The organism is Nocardioides sp. HB32 (genome assembly GCF_054058995.1).
Genome location: NZ_JBSSBS010000001.1, coordinates 2,174,604 through 2,188,869 on the forward strand (window position 1 = coordinate 2,174,604; position 14,266 = coordinate 2,188,869).

General features: G+C 72.5%; 15 protein-coding genes. 13 read left to right on the forward strand and 2 right to left on the reverse strand.

Annotated features, from left to right (window positions below; genetic code table 11):
* From ACVW2K_RS11060 to ACVW2K_RS11080, 5 genes are read left to right on the forward strand one after another with little or no spacing between them, the layout of a single operon-like run.
* Positions 1 to 609, forward strand: coding sequence for a hypothetical protein (locus ACVW2K_RS11060; RefSeq protein WP_457202545.1), 609 nt, complete (start codon positions 1 to 3; stop codon positions 607 to 609).
* The gene (locus tag ACVW2K_RS11065; protein ID WP_457202546.1) at positions 606 to 2,057 is read left to right on the forward strand and encodes an aldehyde dehydrogenase; all 1,452 of its coding nucleotides are present in this window, start codon (positions 606 to 608) and stop codon (positions 2,055 to 2,057) included. The genes ACVW2K_RS11060 and ACVW2K_RS11065 overlap by 4 nt, the downstream gene beginning before the upstream one ends.
* Positions 2,058 to 2,065: 8 nt before the next feature.
* Positions 2,066 to 2,797: an SDR family oxidoreductase gene (locus ACVW2K_RS11070; RefSeq protein ID WP_457202547.1), complete on the forward strand. Its 732-nt coding sequence runs from the start codon at positions 2,066 to 2,068 to the stop codon at positions 2,795 to 2,797.
* Entirely contained in the window at positions 2,794 to 3,594 is an 801-nt protein-coding gene (locus tag ACVW2K_RS11075; protein WP_457202548.1) for an NAD(P)-dependent oxidoreductase, read from the forward strand. The genes ACVW2K_RS11070 and ACVW2K_RS11075 overlap by 4 nt, the downstream gene beginning before the upstream one ends.
* Positions 3,591 to 3,989 (forward strand): carboxymuconolactone decarboxylase family protein, encoded by a 399-nt coding sequence (locus ACVW2K_RS11080; RefSeq protein ID WP_457202549.1) that lies wholly within the window; start codon positions 3,591 to 3,593, stop codon positions 3,987 to 3,989. The genes ACVW2K_RS11075 and ACVW2K_RS11080 overlap by 4 nt, the downstream gene beginning before the upstream one ends.
* Here ACVW2K_RS11080 and ACVW2K_RS11085 read toward each other — a convergent pair.
* Together ACVW2K_RS11085 and ACVW2K_RS11090 are read right to left on the reverse strand one after the other, a co-directional pair.
* Positions 3,978 to 4,229 carry a hypothetical protein gene (locus ACVW2K_RS11085; RefSeq protein ID WP_155992021.1) on the reverse strand — a complete coding sequence of 84 codons (252 nt, stop codon included), beginning with the start codon at positions 4,227 to 4,229 and terminating at the stop codon, positions 3,978 to 3,980. The genes ACVW2K_RS11080 and ACVW2K_RS11085 overlap by 12 nt on opposite strands.
* A 110-nt stretch (positions 4,230 to 4,339) precedes the next feature.
* A complete protein-coding gene (locus tag ACVW2K_RS11090; RefSeq protein ID WP_457202550.1) occupies positions 4,340 to 4,909 on the reverse strand; it encodes a TerD family protein in 570 nt (189 codons plus the stop codon).
* 86 nt (positions 4,910 to 4,995) lie between these two features.
* Here ACVW2K_RS11090 and ACVW2K_RS11095 point away from each other — a divergent pair, with 86 nt between their 5' ends.
* Genes ACVW2K_RS11095 through ACVW2K_RS11130 form a run of 8 tightly spaced genes read left to right on the forward strand, consistent with a single transcriptional unit; the run spans position 4,996 to position 14,154 of the window.
* Positions 4,996 to 6,081: a phosphatase PAP2 family protein gene (locus ACVW2K_RS11095; RefSeq protein WP_457202551.1), complete on the forward strand. Its 1,086-nt coding sequence runs from the start codon at positions 4,996 to 4,998 to the stop codon at positions 6,079 to 6,081.
* Positions 6,078 to 7,853 (forward strand): MFS transporter, encoded by a 1,776-nt coding sequence (locus tag ACVW2K_RS11100; protein ID WP_197025286.1) that lies wholly within the window; start codon positions 6,078 to 6,080, stop codon positions 7,851 to 7,853. The genes ACVW2K_RS11095 and ACVW2K_RS11100 overlap by 4 nt, the downstream gene beginning before the upstream one ends.
* 46 nt (positions 7,854 to 7,899) lie before the next feature.
* Positions 7,900 to 9,357 carry a hypothetical protein gene (locus ACVW2K_RS11105; RefSeq protein WP_457202552.1) on the forward strand — a complete coding sequence of 486 codons (1,458 nt, stop codon included), beginning with the start codon at positions 7,900 to 7,902 and terminating at the stop codon, positions 9,355 to 9,357.
* Positions 9,358 to 9,381: 24 nt separating this feature from the next.
* Positions 9,382 to 10,401 carry an LLM class flavin-dependent oxidoreductase gene (locus ACVW2K_RS11110; protein ID WP_457202553.1) on the forward strand — a complete coding sequence of 340 codons (1,020 nt, stop codon included), beginning with the start codon at positions 9,382 to 9,384 and terminating at the stop codon, positions 10,399 to 10,401.
* Positions 10,392 to 10,955 (forward strand): DUF4396 domain-containing protein, encoded by a 564-nt coding sequence (locus ACVW2K_RS11115; protein ID WP_457202554.1) that lies wholly within the window; start codon positions 10,392 to 10,394, stop codon positions 10,953 to 10,955. Before ACVW2K_RS11110 ends, ACVW2K_RS11115 begins: the two co-directional genes overlap by 10 nt.
* 27 nt (positions 10,956 to 10,982) lie before the next feature.
* Complete coding sequence (locus tag ACVW2K_RS11120; RefSeq protein ID WP_028637028.1) at positions 10,983 to 11,195, forward strand: heavy-metal-associated domain-containing protein; 213 nt, start codon at positions 10,983 to 10,985, stop codon at positions 11,193 to 11,195.
* Positions 11,192 to 12,022: a hypothetical protein gene (locus tag ACVW2K_RS11125; RefSeq protein WP_457202555.1), complete on the forward strand. Its 831-nt coding sequence runs from the start codon at positions 11,192 to 11,194 to the stop codon at positions 12,020 to 12,022. Before ACVW2K_RS11120 ends, ACVW2K_RS11125 begins: the two co-directional genes overlap by 4 nt.
* On the forward strand, positions 12,019 to 14,154 hold the full coding sequence (locus tag ACVW2K_RS11130; RefSeq protein WP_457202556.1) for a heavy metal translocating P-type ATPase: 2,136 nt from the start codon (positions 12,019 to 12,021) through the stop codon (positions 14,152 to 14,154). Before ACVW2K_RS11125 ends, ACVW2K_RS11130 begins: the two co-directional genes overlap by 4 nt.
* Positions 14,155 to 14,266 lie beyond the last annotated feature (112 nt).

Here is a 14,266-nt window from a genome sequence, read left to right on the forward strand (position 1 = left end):
GTGACTGCACCGACCCGCGCCGAGATCGAGGCGTTCTGGGAGACCTGGCTCGACATCAACCGGCAGGCCGAGCAGTCGGGGGACTGGCGGCAGATGGCGGACTGGTACGCCGAGGACGCGACGTACGGCTGGATGCTGACGCCCGACGAGCACTTCATGGCGGTGGGGCGCGACCAGATCCGGGACTGGGCCATCGGCATCGAGATGGACGGGTTCGACGGCTGGCACTACGACTACCAGGCGACGGTCATCGACGAGAAGAACGGCATGGTCGTCGGCTTCTGGAAGCAGCGCGCCGGCATCGTCGACGACGCAACCGGTCGCGAGTTCGAGATCCCCGGCCTCGGGGGCTCCTGGTTCGGCGTCGAGCGGCAGGCCGACGGCGAGCTGAGGTTCGCCTGGCAGCGGGACTGGTTCGACTTCGGCGCGATGGCCCACACCATGGGTCGCGTCGTGAAGTCGGGCAAGGCGCCGGACACGCTGATGGAGCGGCTGAAGGTCTTCGGCCTCGAGGTGCCGGGCCACTACCGCCCCGAGGACCTGCCCTCGACCGTGTGGCCGCCGCCGGTCGAGCGCGGCGAGCACCTCACCCAGGAGCCTGCGCAGTGACACTTCCTCCCGCTGCTCAGCAGCTCATCGACGGCAAGCTGGTGGGTGCGGCCACGTCGTACCCGATCCTCAACCCCGCCACGGGCCAGGAGATCGGCGTGGCGCCGGACGGCACGGCGGCCGACGTCGACGCCGCGATCGCCGCCGCCCGGCGGGCGTTCGACGAGACCGACTGGTCGACGGACGTCGGGCTGCGCGTGCGCTGCCTGCGCCAGCTGCACGCCGCCCTGCTCGAGGAGGCGGACGTGTTCAAGGAGCTGACCACCGTCGAAGTAGGCATGCCCGGCTTCATGATGGGCGCGGCCGGGTTCGACGTGCCCGTCGAGGGGCTCACGTGGGTCACGGACCTGCTGGAGAACTACGAGTTCGAGACCGATCTCGGCATCGCGAGGCCGATGGGCATCCCGTCGCGGCGGACGGTGCGTCGCGAGCCCGTGGGTGTGGTCGCGGCGATCACGCCGTGGAACGTGCCGACCCAGATCAACCTGGCGAAGGTCGGCCCGGCGCTGGCGGCCGGCTGCACGGTCGTGCTCAAGCCCGCGCCGGACACCCCGTGGGTCGGCTGCGAGCTCGGCCGGCTGGTCGCCGAGCACACCGACATCCCGCCCGGCGTGCTCAACGTGGTCACCCCGCGCGCGAACGAGGTCGCCGCGCAGCTCACCACCGATCCGCGCGTCGACATGGTCTCGTTCACCGGCTCGACCGCGACCGGCAGGGCGATCATGGCCGCGGCCGCGCCGACGCTGAAGAAGGTGTTCCTCGAGCTCGGCGGCAAGTCCGCGGCGATCGTGCTCGACGACGCCGACATCGCGTCCGCCGCCGGGGCCACGGCGTTCACGGCGTGCATCCACGCCGGCCAGGGCTGCGCGATCACCACGCGCCTCGTCGTACCCCGCGAGAGGTACGACGAGGCCGTGCGGGTCGCCGCCGCGACCATGGAGTCGATCGGCGCGAAGGACCCGGCCGACCCGGCCGCGATCTGCGGCCCGGTGATCTCCCGGGCGCAGCGCGACCGGGTCGAGGAGTACCTCCGGCTCGCCGAGGAGGACGGCGGCACGTTCGCCACCGGCGGCCACGTGATCGAGCGGGACGGCTACTGGATCGAGCCGACGGTCGTGGCCGGCCTGGACAACTCCAGCCGGCTGGCGCAGGAGGAGATCTTCGGGCCGGTGCTGGTCGTCATCCCGCACGACGGCGACGACGACGCGGTGCGGATCGCCAACGACTCGGCGTACGGCCTCTCCGGCTCGGTCGAGTCCGGCGACCTGGTGCGGGCGAAGGCGGTGGCAGCGCGGATCCGCACGGGCACGGTCGCGGTCAACGGCGGCGTGTGGTTCAGCCCGGACGCGCCGTTCGGTGGCTACAAGCAGTCCGGCATCGGCCGGGAGATGGGTGTCGCGGGCTTCGAGGAGTACCTGGAGACCAAGACCGTCGCAGAGCCGGCATGAGGAGCGAGATGCGTTTCCAGGACAAGGTCGTCGTCGTCACGGGCGCGGCGCAGGGCATCGGCGAGGCGTACGCGCGTGCGCTGGCGGCCGAGGGCGCGTCGGTCGTCGTGGCCGACCTCAACGCCGAGGCGGGGGAGCAGGTGGCCGGGGACATCGGCGGCCTGTTCGTGCGCACCGACGTGTCCTCGCACGAGTCGGCCGCGGCGCTGGTCGAGGCGACCGTCGACCGCTACGGCGGCATCGACGGGTTGGTCAACAACGCGGCGATCTACGGCGAGATGCAGTTCGACCTGCTGATCTCGGTCGACTGGGACTACTACCGCAGGTTCATGTCGGTGAACATGGACGGCGCGCTGGTGATGACCCGGGCGGTCCACCCCGAGCTGCAGAAGCGCGGGGGCGGCTCGATCGTCAACCAGTCGAGCACCGCTGCGTACCTCTACTCCGGCTTCTACGGCCTCGCCAAGGTCGGCGTGAACGGGCTGACCCAGCAGCTCGCGCACGAGCTCGGTGGGATGCGGATCCGTGTCAACGCGATCGCGCCCGGCCCGACCGACACCGCCGCCACCCGCACGCAGGCCGGCGACGCCGCCAAGGAGCTGGTGAAGGGTCTCGCGCTCAAGCGGATGGGCCAGCCGGAGGACATGGTCGGCGCCTGCCTGTTCCTGCTCTCCGACGAGTCCTCGTGGGTGACCGGGCAGATCATCGCCGTCGACGGCGGACAGACGTTCCGGCCATGAGGGTCGGGTTCGTCGGGCTCGGCAACATCGGGAGGCCGATGGCGCTGCGCCTCGCGGCGGCGGACGGCATCGACCTCACGGTGTACGACGTGGTGGCGGAGCCGGTCGCGGAGCTGCTCGCCGCGGGGGCGACGGCGGCCTGGAGCGTCGAGGACATCGACGCCGACGTCATCTGCGTCATGGTGCGCGACGACGACCAGGTCCGCGCGGTCGCCGGTGCCGTCGGTCCCGGCACGGTGCTGGTCATCCACTCCACCGTCGGGCCGGGCACCCCGGCGGAGCTCGAGGCGCAGGGACTGACCGTGCTCGACGCCCCGGTCAGCGGCGGGCCGATGGGTGCCGCCGACGGCTCGCTGGCGATCATGGTGGGCGGGTCCGACGAGGCGTTCTCCGCCGCCCGGCCCGCCCTGGAGGCGATGGGCTCGAAGGTGGTGCACGCCGGGTCGCTCGGCGCCGGCACCCGGATGAAGCTGGCCCGGAACCTGATCCACTTCATCGCGTTCACCGCCGTCACCGAGGCCCAGCGGCTCGCCGAGGCCGCCGGCCTCGACCTGATGGCGCTGGGCGAGGTGGTGCGGCACACCGACGCGATCACCGGCGGCCCCGGCGCGATCATGTACCGCGACACCACGGCGCCGATCGCCCCGGACGACTTCTGGTACGACGTGTTCGGGCACGTGCAAGCGCTGGGGGAGAAGGACCTGGCGTTCGCGATCGCGCTCGCCGACGAGCTGGGCGTCGACGTACCTCTGGCACGCGAGGCACTGCCGCGCCTCGGGAAGGGACTGGGACTGTGAGCGATCCAGGGAAGGGCAGGTTCGACGACCTCCCGGAGGTCCGCCGCCGCGGCCTCGAGCGGATGGAGGAGGTGTACGGCTTCGAGATGACCGACGGCGCCGGCGACTTCTTCCGGTACACCGCGGACCACCTCTTCGCCGACATCTGGAACCGGCCCGGGCTCACCGACAGGGACCGCCGGCTGCTGCTGATCGGGCTGCTCACCGGGTCGAACCAGCACGACGTACTGACCATCCAGATCCCCGCGGCGTACGCCGCCGGCGAGCTCGACGAGCAGCAGCTCCGGGAGATCGTCATCCTGCTCTGCCACTACGCCGGCTGGCCCAGCGGCTCGCGGGTCAACCAGGTCGTCGAGGAGACGATCGCCCAGGCGCAGCGCCGGTCAGGACAGTGACAGCCCCACCACGAGGACCGGGATGCCGACCAGGGCCACGTTGGAGACCAGGTCGTAGCTGATCCGGTCGTGCCAGACGCAGCACGCGGTCCCGGCTCCGACCAGCACGGCGGTCGTGAACCCGATCGCGCCGCCCAGGACGTTCGCGGTGGTCGCCCACACGAGCAGCGTGCCGATGACCACGACCACGAGCACGAAGCTGGTCCGGTCCGCCATGGGGTCGGGGGACGGGGACGCCATACCTCCGAAGTACCCCTCCCCGCCCGCATGATGCACCCCCACCCCCACGTCGAAGCGGGAGTTCTGACTCAACGTCGTGGGGGCGCCCCGTTCCTTCCCCGCGCGAGCGGTCAGAGGAACGGCCGCAGCTTCGCCGTCGACTCGGAGGGGACCTTGACCGCGATGCCCCGGCCGATGGTGACGAGCTTCCAGCCGGACCCGTCGCGGACCAGCTTGGCCATCGCCAGCCCGGTCTCCGGCACCCCGTTGGTGATCGTGAACCGGGCCAGCTCCACGTCGCGCTCCTCGTCCACGATCCGGCAGTAGGCACGGTGGATCCACTCCAGGGTGTGGCCCTGGTAGCTGCTCACCATGAAGAACACGGTGTCGACCGGGCCGTGCACGCGGGCGAGGTCGACGGTGATCGCCTCGTCGTCGCCCTCGCCGCGGCCGGTCTGGTTGTCTCCGAGGTGCACGACCGACCCGTCCCGCGTCGTCAGGTTGTTGTAGAACGCCAGGTCGAACAGCTGGTCTCCGGCGAACTGGACCGCCGAGGCGTCCAGATCGATGTCCGGCAGCCCGCTGCCGGCCGCACCGGCGGTCCGGGACTTGTCCCATCCCAGGCCCATCCGGATCCGGGTGACGGGCGCGCCGTCCTCGGTCGCGAGGGCCAGCTCCTGGTCGCGGGTCAGCTCGATCACGGCTTCGAACCTACCGCCATCACTGATGCGGGGTCGGCCGGTTGGTAACGGTAAAGTCACAGCGTGGCAATGGCAGGTCGGGCGGCATGAGCGCGGACGAGCAGGTCCGCCCCTTCCCGGAGCGGCAGGATCGGACGGGCGTACGGCGTACCCCGTCCGAGGAGCTGTCGCGCCGCGATGCCGTGCGGCTCACCGTCGTGCTGTGGTCGATCGCGGCGGTCTTCGCCCTGATCACCTTCGCACGGTCCCAGCAGGTCGACATCCCGTTGCGCGACCCGGACGGCCGGATGTTCAGCGGCCGCCTCCAGAGCGCGTTCCTCCTCGGGCTCGCGCTGGTCGCGGCCGACGCCGTCGTCCGCACGCTGTGGCGCGACCGTACGGCCCGGGGCTTCTTCCCGGGGGCGCTGCGCACCCTGCGCGAGCGGTGGACCCTGCGGCGTACGGCGCTCGCGGTCTCGGGGCTGGTCGGCTACCACGTCGTGTACGTCTGCTACCGCAACCTCAAGAGCTGGGACGCGTTCAACACCGACCGCGACCGGCAGCTGCTCGACTTCGACCGCACGCTCTTCCTCGGGCACAGCCCCGCCGAGCTGCTGCACTCCCTCCTCGGCACCGGCGGCGCCGCCAGCGTGCTCGCGTCCTGCTACGAGTCGTTCGTGTACGTCGTGGTCGCGGCGGTCGTCGGCTCCGTCGCGCTGCTGCCCCGGGTCAAGGACTTCTACGTGATGCTGTTCGCCGGTGTCTGGGTCTGGATCCTCGGCGTCGCGTCGTACTACCTGGTGCCGAGCCTCGGCCCGTTCGCCTCGGCGCCCCAAGAGTTCGTGAAGCTGCGCGCGACCGGCGTCACCGCGTCGCAGGCCGAGTACCTCGTCGACCGTGCACACCTGCTCGCCAGCCCGGGCTCGCCGGACGCGTTCGCGAGCATCTCGGCGTTCGCCAGCCTGCACACCGCGTTCACGTGCGTGATCCTGCTGGTCGCGCTGTACCTGCGGATGCGCCTGCTGAGCATCGTGATGGCCGTCTACCTCGTCCTCGTGATGGTCGCGACGATCTACTTCGGCATGCACTTCGTCATCGACGACGTGGCCGGGGTGGTGATCGCCCTCGCCGCGGTGACCCTCGCCCGCCTGACCGTCCACTGGCCACGGTTGGACTTCCGGGACGAGGGATGACGCTCGTCGACCGTCCCGCGATGGTGGTGCCTGACCGGGCCAGGTCGATACCACCGGTGCTGGCCGCGGTGCTCGTGGCGGGGGTGCTGCACCTGCTCTGGTGGCAGTTCGTCGCCACGTCCGGCGGCGACATCGCGGCGCAGGACGCGTGGGCCGAGTTCGCCCGCCTGCATCCGGGCAGCGCCTACAACCTCGGCTGGTACGGCGGCATGCACCCGGTCTCGTACAGCGTCGTGTCGCCGTACATCATGGCGGCGATCGGCGTACGCCCGACGATGATGCTGGCGGGCACGCTCTCTGCGGGCCTGCTGGCCTGGCTGGCCGTCGGTCACCGGGAGGGGCCCGGGCGCTGGCAGGTCGCCCTGTACGGCGCGGTCGCGCTCGCCGGCAATGCCGTCTCGGGCCGCGTGACCTTCGCGCTCGGCACGCTGTTCGCGCTGGCCGCGCTCTGCGTCGTGTTCGCCTGGCCGGTGCGGTCCGGCAGCCGCGTCGAGCAGGTCGTGCGGGGCGTCCTGGCCGTGCTGGCCAGCGCGCTCGCGACCGCGTCCAGCCCCGTGGCCGGGGCGTTCCTCGGACTCGTCGCGGTCGCGCTGTGGGTGCGTCACCGCCGGTCCGCGGCGTACGCCCTCGGCATCCCGCCGATCCTCGTCGTCGCGTTGTCCGCGGCGCTGTTCCCGTTCTCGGGCCGGCAGCCGATGGCGTGGTACTCCATGATCCTGCCGGTCGCGATCGGCGTCGCGGTGGTGATCCTGACCCCGCGGAGCTGGCGGCTGGTGCGGGCCGGCGCCGTCCTCTACGTGCTCTCCGTGATCGGTGCGTGGTTGATCCCGTCGCCGGTCGGCACCAACGTCTCGCGGCTCGGGCTGCTGTTCGGCGGCGTGGTGCTCGTCGCGACCATCGCCATCGGTCCTTGGCGGACCTCGATCATCGGACGACGGTACGGCGCCCGCGCCGCTGCCGTGCTCCTCGCGATGGGGCTGATCACCTCGACCATCTGGCAGGTCGCGTACGCCGTGCGGGACGCGGTCGGCTCGACGCCGCCCGCTTCGTTCACCTCTGACATCGACCCGCTGCTGCGCCAGCTCGAGGCGCGCCAGGCGGACCTCGGCCGGGTCGAGGTGGTCCCGACCAAGAGCCACCGCGAGGCCGCGGCGATCGCCCCGCACGTCCCGCTCGCCCGTGGCTGGAACCGGCAGGCCGACGCGGACCGGAACCCGGTCTTCTACCGCGAGCACGAGCTCCGCCCCGACGCCTACGAGCGCTGGCTGCGCCGCTGGGCGGTCCGCTTCGTGGTGCTCTCGACGGCCGCCGAGCCCGACCCGGCCGCCGCCGACGAGGCCCGGCTGGTCGCCGGTGGGCTTCCGTACCTGGACCGGGTCTGGTCCGACGACCAGTGGGCGCTCTACGAGGTCCGGCACCCCACGCCCCTGGTCTCGCCGCCGGCGAAGGTGGTCGCGTACGACGCCGCCGAGCTCACCATCACCACGCCGGTGGCCGGTCGCATCGTGATCCGGATCGCCGACTCGCCCTGGCTCAGCCTGGTCGACGCCGACGGGAACCCGCTTCCGGACCCGGACGTCACCGACGGGGCCCAGGCGCTCGGCGCCGGCGGTCCGGCCTGCCTGACCCACCTCGACGCCGAGCACCCGGACGACGGGACCGCGGGGCCACGCGACGACTGGCTGGTGCTGCACGCGCCCGCGGCGGGGACGTACCGGATCGCGGCGCCGTACAAGCTCCCCCGCGGCACGTCCTGCCCGTCCTTCCCGTAAGCCGCGCTTCATCGTCCTTTCAGGTGCCGCGACTAGCGTCGATCGTGTGCTGGACGCCGCACGGAAGTCGTCGCACCTCGGGGCCGGGCGCGCAGTCGCCGTCGGGGCGCTCGCTGCTGGTGTGGCCGCGGCCTGGCTGCCGTTCCTGACGCTGCCGCTGAGCCCCGACGAGGGCGGCTTCCTCATGGTCGCCGGGCAGTGGGCTCCCGGCTCCTCCCTGTACGGCGACTACTGGGTGGACCGGCCGCCGCTGCTGATCACGCTCTTCCAGATCGCCGACCTCGCCGGCGGAGCCGTGCCGCTGCGCCTCCTCGGGATCGTGGCTGCCGTGGCGTCGGTGCTGCTCGCCGCGTCGCTCGGCCGCCTGCTCGCACCGGGACAGCGGAGTGCGCCGGTTGCGGCGGCGGCCACCGCTGCGGTGTTCCTCGCGACGCCGTTCTTCGGCACCACCGAGGTCGACGGCGAGCTGCTCGCCGTCCCGTTCGTGCTCGCCGGACTGGTCGCGCTCGTCCGCGGCTGGTGGTGGCCGGCCGGCGTCCTGGCCGTCGCCGCCGCGGCCGTGAAGCAGAGCGAGGCCGACGTGGTCGTCGCAGCGCTCGTCGTCGCGGCGCAGCTGCTCTGGCAGCGGCGGCCCGCGGACTGCCTGCGCGCCGTTGCCGCGTTCTCGGCCGGCGCCGTCTCCGCCCTGGCCCTGGTGCTCTGGTGGGCCGCGGTCCACGGCACCGACCCGGCCGGCCTCTGGGACGCCGTCGTGACCTTCCGCGGCCAGGCCGCGGAGGTGATCTCCTCCTCGGCGTCCGAGGCGACCGACCAGCGTGCGCACGGCGTGGCCACGTCGTTCGTGGTCAGCGGCGCCGCCGGCCTGCTCCTGGTGGCGCTCGTGCCCGGGCGCCGTCGGCACCGTCCGGCCACGGCCGCGCCGGTCGACGTACGCCTCCTGGCCGGGGCCGTGCTGGCGTGGGAGGTCATGGTCGTGCTGGCCGGCGGGAGCTACTGGCTGCACTACCTGCTCGCGACCGTGCCCGGCCTGGTCCTCCTGGTGATCGTGACGGTGCGCTACCGCCCGCAGCGGTGGCGCTGGACCGCCGCCGTCCTCGGGTACGCCGGCGTCACAGCCGCCGCGGCCGTTGTGGCCCTCGCCGTGACCGGCCCCAGGTCGTCGAGCGACGTCGCGGTCGAGCAGTACCTGACCGGGCACGAGCAGCCCGGCGACACCGGCGTGGTCGCGTTCGGGGACCCGGCCATCCTGCAGGGCGCCGGCCTGAGCAGCCCGTACCCGCTGCTGTGGAGCCTGCCGGTCCGGGTGCGCGACCCGCAGCTCACGCAGCTCGCCCGCCTCCTGGCCGGCCCCGACCGGCCGACCTGGGTCGTGGTGGACGGCGCGACCCTCGCCACCTGGGGTGTCGACGAGGCGGCCGCCCAGCCCGTCCTCGACCGCCGCTACGAGCTGCGCACGGTCGTCGGCGACTGGCACGTCTTCCACCTCGATCCGGGGCATGATTGACCCTTCAACCGCGTTGGGGGAGACATGAAGAAGATCGGGTTCCTCTCGTTCGGGCACTGGACGCCCTCGCCGCAGTCGCAGACCCGGACCGCGTCCGATGCGCTGCTCCAGTCGATCGACCTCGCCGTCGCGGCCGAGGAGATCGGCGTCGACGGCGCGTACTACCGCGTCCACCACTTCGCCCGGCAGCTCGCCTCGCCGTTCCCGCTGCTCGCGGCGGTCGGCGCCCGCACCAGCCGGATCGAGATCGGCACGGGCGTGATCGACATGCGCTACGAGAACCCGCTCTACATGGCCGAGGACGCCGGTGCGGCCGACCTGATCGCGGGCGGCCGACTCCAGCTCGGCATCAGCCGCGGCTCACCGGAGCAGGTGGTCGACGGGTTCCGCTACTTCGGCTACGAGCCGGCCGAGGGTGAGGACCACGGCCAGATGGCACGCGAGCACGCGCGGGTCTTCCTCGAGGTGATCCAGGGCAAGGGCTTCGCCCAGCCCAACCCGCGGCCGATGTTCCCCAACCCGCCCGGCCTGCTCCCGATCGAGCCGTACTCCGAGGGCCTCCGCGACCGGATCTGGTGGGGTGCCGGCACCCGCGCCACGGCGGAGTGGACGGCCGAGCAGGGCCTGAACCTGATGAGCTCGACCTTGCTCACCGAGGACACCGGCGTCCCGTTCCACCAGCTCCAGGCCGAGCAGATCCAGCGCTTCCGCGACGCGTGGCAGGCCGCCGGACACGAGCGTGAGCCGCGGGTGTCGGTCAGCCGCAGCATCTTCCCGGTCGTCAGCGACACGGACCGTGCCTACTTCGGCGGCGAGTCGCGCAGCCAGGACCAGGTCGGCCACATCGACGGCGGCATCGCGCGCTTCGGCAAGACGTACGCCGGCGAGCCAGACCAGCTGGTCAAGGACCTCGCGGAGGACGAGGCGGTCGCCGCCGCGGACACGCTGCTGCTGACGATCCCCAACCAGCTCGGCGTCGACTACAACGTCCATGTGCTCGACAGCGTGCTGCGCCACCTCGCCCCGGAGCTCGGGTGGCGGTGACGCTCGACCGGATGGCGGTCAGCGCGACGCTGCACTGCCTGACCGGCTGCGCCATCGGAGAGATCGTCGGCATGCTCGTCGGCACCGCCGCCGGGCTGGCGAACGGCGCCACCGTGGCGATCTCGATCGTGCTGGCCTTCTGCTTCGGCTACTCGCTGTCGACGCTGCCGTTGCTGCGCAGCGGGATGCCGGTCGGCGGTGCGCTCCGGCTGGTGCTCGCCGCCGACACGCTCTCGATCCTCACGATGGAGGTGGTCGACAACCTCGTGATGCTGGTCATCCCGGGCGCGATCGACGCCGGGCTCGTCAACGTCGTGTTCTGGGTGAGCCTGATGATCTCGCTGGTCGTCGCGTTCGCCGCGGCGTACCCGGTCAACAGAGCCCTGCTGCGGCGGGGGAAGGGGCACGCGCTGACCCACGAGCACCACTACGACCACGGTGGGCCACCGGCGCGGCCGTGGGTACCGTCGATCCCGACCGGCTCGCTGGTCGCGGTGATCGTCGCGTTCCTGCTCGGCGGCTTGGTGGTGGCGGTCGCCGAGGCCTTGGCCTAGATACCCTAGGGGGGTATGGTACGAACCATGTCCGACCTCCACACCGCTTCCTACACCGTCACCGGCATGACCTGCGCCCACTGCGTCGCGTCCGTCACCGAGGAGGTGCGCGAGATCCCCGGCGTCACCGACGTGAGCGTGGACCTGGCCAGCGGGGCGCTGGCGATCACGAGCAGCCGGCCGATCGACGACGGCGCCGTGCGCGCTGCTGTCGACGAGGCCGGTTACCAGCTGGCATGAATGCCGCGCTGAAGGTCTCGGGCTTCGCCGCCGGCCTGGCCGTCGTGCTGGGTGTCGCCTGGGCGGCGGGCGCCGCCGTCGGACCCGTCGTCGACGAGCCGGAGCCGATGGTCCACGGTGCGGACGGGAGCCACGGGTCCGGGGAGCACCTGCCCGGCGGGCTCGCGGTCGCGCAGGACGGCTATCGACTGGTCCTCGCCGAGGAGGTGCTGGCGCCCGGCACGCGCCGGCTCACGTTCTCCGTCCTCGGCCCCGACGGACTGCCGGTCACGGCGTACGACGTCGAGCACGAGAAGCAGCTGCACCTCATCCTCGTGCGCCGTGACTTCGAGGGCTACCAGCACCTCCACCCCGTCCTCGACGAGGAGACGGGCGAGTGGACGACCGACGCGCGCCTGACACCGGGCGGCTGGCGGGTGCTCGCGGACTTCGTGCCGAGCGGCGGGGAGGACCTGACCCTCGGCAGTGACCTGCTGGTGCCGGGCAACGTCGACGCGCCGCCCGCGCTCCCGGTCACGCGCACCGACACCGTGGACGGCTACACCGTGACCGTCGACGGTGACCTCGTCGCAGGCGAGCACTCGATGCTCACGATGGCGGTCTCGCAGGACGGGCGGCCGGTCACGGACCTGCAGCCCTACCTCGGTGCCGCGGGCCACCTGGTGGCGCTGCGCGAGGGCGACCTCGCCTACCTCCACGTCCACCCCGGGGCCGACGGCCTGGAGTTCGGCGCGGAGGTCCCCAGTCCCGGGCGCTACTACCTGTACCTCGACTTCAAGGTCGGCGGCGTGGTGCGGACGGCGCAGTTCCTCCTGGCGGCGTCATGAGCGGCGAGACCGAGCTGCTGCTCACGGGCATGACGTGCGCGTCGTGCGCGAACCGGATCGAGCGCAAGCTCAACAGGGTCGAGGGAGTCAGCGCGACTGTCAACTACGCGACCGAGAAGGCGAAGGTCAGGTTCGAGGGGCCGGTCAGCACCGACGACCTGATCGCCGCGGTCGAGGCCGCCGGGTACGGCGCACGGCTGCCCGCGACCGGCCCTCCGGAGGCGGCGGAGGGCGAGGACCCCGAGGTCCGCTCACTGCGCCAGCGGCTGCTGGTCTCCGCCGTGCTGTCGGTGCCGGTCGTCGTCCTGGCGATGGTCCCCGCGTGGCAGTTCACGTACTGGCAGTGGGCCTCGCTGACGCTGGCCGCACCGGTCGTGGTCTGGGGCGCGTACCCCTTCCACCGGGCAGCCTGGACCAACTTCCGGCACGCCACCTCGACGATGGACACGCTGGTGTCGATGGGCGTGCTCGCGGCCTTCGGCTGGTCGCTCTACGCCCTGTTCCTCGGGGATGCCGGGCAGCCCGGGATGACGCATGCGTTCGAGCTGACCATCGAGCGGACCAGCGGCGCCGGCAACATCTACCTCGAGGCCGCGGCGGGCGTCACGACGTTCATCCTGGCCGGCCGCTTCTTCGAGGCCCGATCGAAGCGCAGGGCCGGCGCCGCCCTGCGCGCGCTGCTGGACCTCGGGGCTCGCGACGTGGCCGTGCTGAGCGACGGCGTCGAGCGCCGGATGCCCGTCGACCAGCTCGCGGTCGGCGACCTGTTCGTCGTCCGGCCCGGTGAGAAGGTCGCGACCGACGGGGTCGTCGAGGACGGGTCGTCGGCGGTCGACGCCTCGATGCTGACCGGCGAGTCGGTGCCGGTCGAGGTCGGCCCGGGCGACACCGTGGCCGGCGCGACCGTGAACGCCGGCGGCCGCCTGGTCGTCCGCGCCACCCGGGTGGGGGCCGAGACCCAGCTCGCCCAGATGGCGCGGCTGGTCGAGGAGGCCCAGAACGGCAAGGCCTCCGCACAGCGCCTGGCCGACCGGATCTCCGGCGTCTTCGTGCCGATCGTGATCGCGCTGGCCGTCGGCACGCTCGGCTTCTGGCTCGGCACCGGCGCCGGTCCGTCGGCGGCCTTCACCGCCGCCGTCGCGGTGCTGATCATCGCCTGCCCGTGCGCCCTCGGCCTGGCCACGCCGACGGCGCTCATGGTCGGCACCGGGCGGGGTGCGCAGCTCGGCATCCTGATCAAGGGTCCCGAGGTGCTCGAGCAGACCCGCCGGGTGGACACGATCGTGCTCGACAAGACCGGCACGGTCACCACCGGCCGGATGTCGCTGGTCGACGTGGTCGTCGCCGAGGGCGAGGACCAGGACACGGTGCTGCGACTGGCGGGCGCCGTCGAGGACGCGTCCGAGCACCCGATCGGCCGCGCGGTCGCGGCCGCGGCGCGCGAGCGGTACGGCGACCTGCCGGCCGTCACCGGATTCCACGCCACCGCCGGCCACGGGGTCGAGGGCACGGTCGACGGGCACGCCGTGGGCGTCGGACGCTCGCCCGATGGTGTGCAGGTGGAGTGGGACGGCGTCGTCCGCGGCTGGTTGCGTGTCGCCGACTCGGTCAAGCCCACCTCCGCCGAGGCGGTCCGGATGCTCCGGGACCTCGGGCTGCGTCCGATCCTGCTGACCGGCGACCACGCCACCGTGGCGCGCGCCGTGGCCGACGAGGTCGGCATCGACGAGGTGGTCGCCGACGTGCTGCCTGCCGACAAGGTCGCGGTCGTGAAACGGCTGCAGGCCGAGGGCCGCGCGGTCGCCATGGTCGGTGACGGGGTGAACGACGCGGCCGCGCTCGCGCAGGCCGACCTCGGGATCGCCATGGGCACGGGCACCGACGTGGCGATCGAGGCCAGCGACCTGACGCTCGTGCGCGGTGACCTGCGGGTCGCGGCGGCCGCGATCCGGCTGTCCCGACGCACCCTGCGGACCATCCAGGGCAACCTGGTCTGGGCGTTCGGGTACAACGTCGCCGCGCTGCCGCTGGCCGCGGCAGGCCTGCTCAACCCGATGATCGCGGGCGCCGCGATGGCGTTCTCCTCGGTGTTCGTGGTCGCCAACAGCCTGCGGCTGAGGTCGTTCAGGTAGCTTCATCGTCCCTTCTCCCTGCTGTCGGTCACCAGCACGACGCTGACGCCGAAGCGGGACGGGACCGTGGGGGTGGGCCTGGGATTCGGGGACCGGAGCGGAGGGCTGCGCC

Bases quoted from the DNA above. Each gene is read 5' to 3' on its own strand.
- ACVW2K_RS11095 (WP_457202551.1), top strand. From the start codon at position 4,996: ATGAGCGCGGACGAGCAGGTCCGCCCCTTCCCGGAGCGGCAGGATCGG.
- ACVW2K_RS11070 (WP_457202547.1), top strand. From the start codon at position 2,066: ATGCGTTTCCAGGACAAGGTCGTCGTCGTCACGGGCGCGGCGCAGGGC.
- ACVW2K_RS11100 (WP_197025286.1), top strand. From the start codon at position 6,078: ATGACGCTCGTCGACCGTCCCGCGATGGTGGTGCCTGACCGGGCCAGG.
- ACVW2K_RS11075 (WP_457202548.1), top strand. From the start codon at position 2,794: ATGAGGGTCGGGTTCGTCGGGCTCGGCAACATCGGGAGGCCGATGGCG.
- ACVW2K_RS11130 (WP_457202556.1), top strand. From the start codon at position 12,019: ATGAGCGGCGAGACCGAGCTGCTGCTCACGGGCATGACGTGCGCGTCG.
- ACVW2K_RS11110 (WP_457202553.1), top strand. From the start codon at position 9,382: ATGAAGAAGATCGGGTTCCTCTCGTTCGGGCACTGGACGCCCTCGCCG.
- ACVW2K_RS11085 (WP_155992021.1), bottom strand. From the start codon at position 4,229: ATGGCGTCCCCGTCCCCCGACCCCATGGCGGACCGGACCAGCTTCGTG.
- ACVW2K_RS11125 (WP_457202555.1), top strand. From the start codon at position 11,192: ATGAATGCCGCGCTGAAGGTCTCGGGCTTCGCCGCCGGCCTGGCCGTC.
- ACVW2K_RS11120 (WP_028637028.1), top strand. From the start codon at position 10,983: ATGTCCGACCTCCACACCGCTTCCTACACCGTCACCGGCATGACCTGC.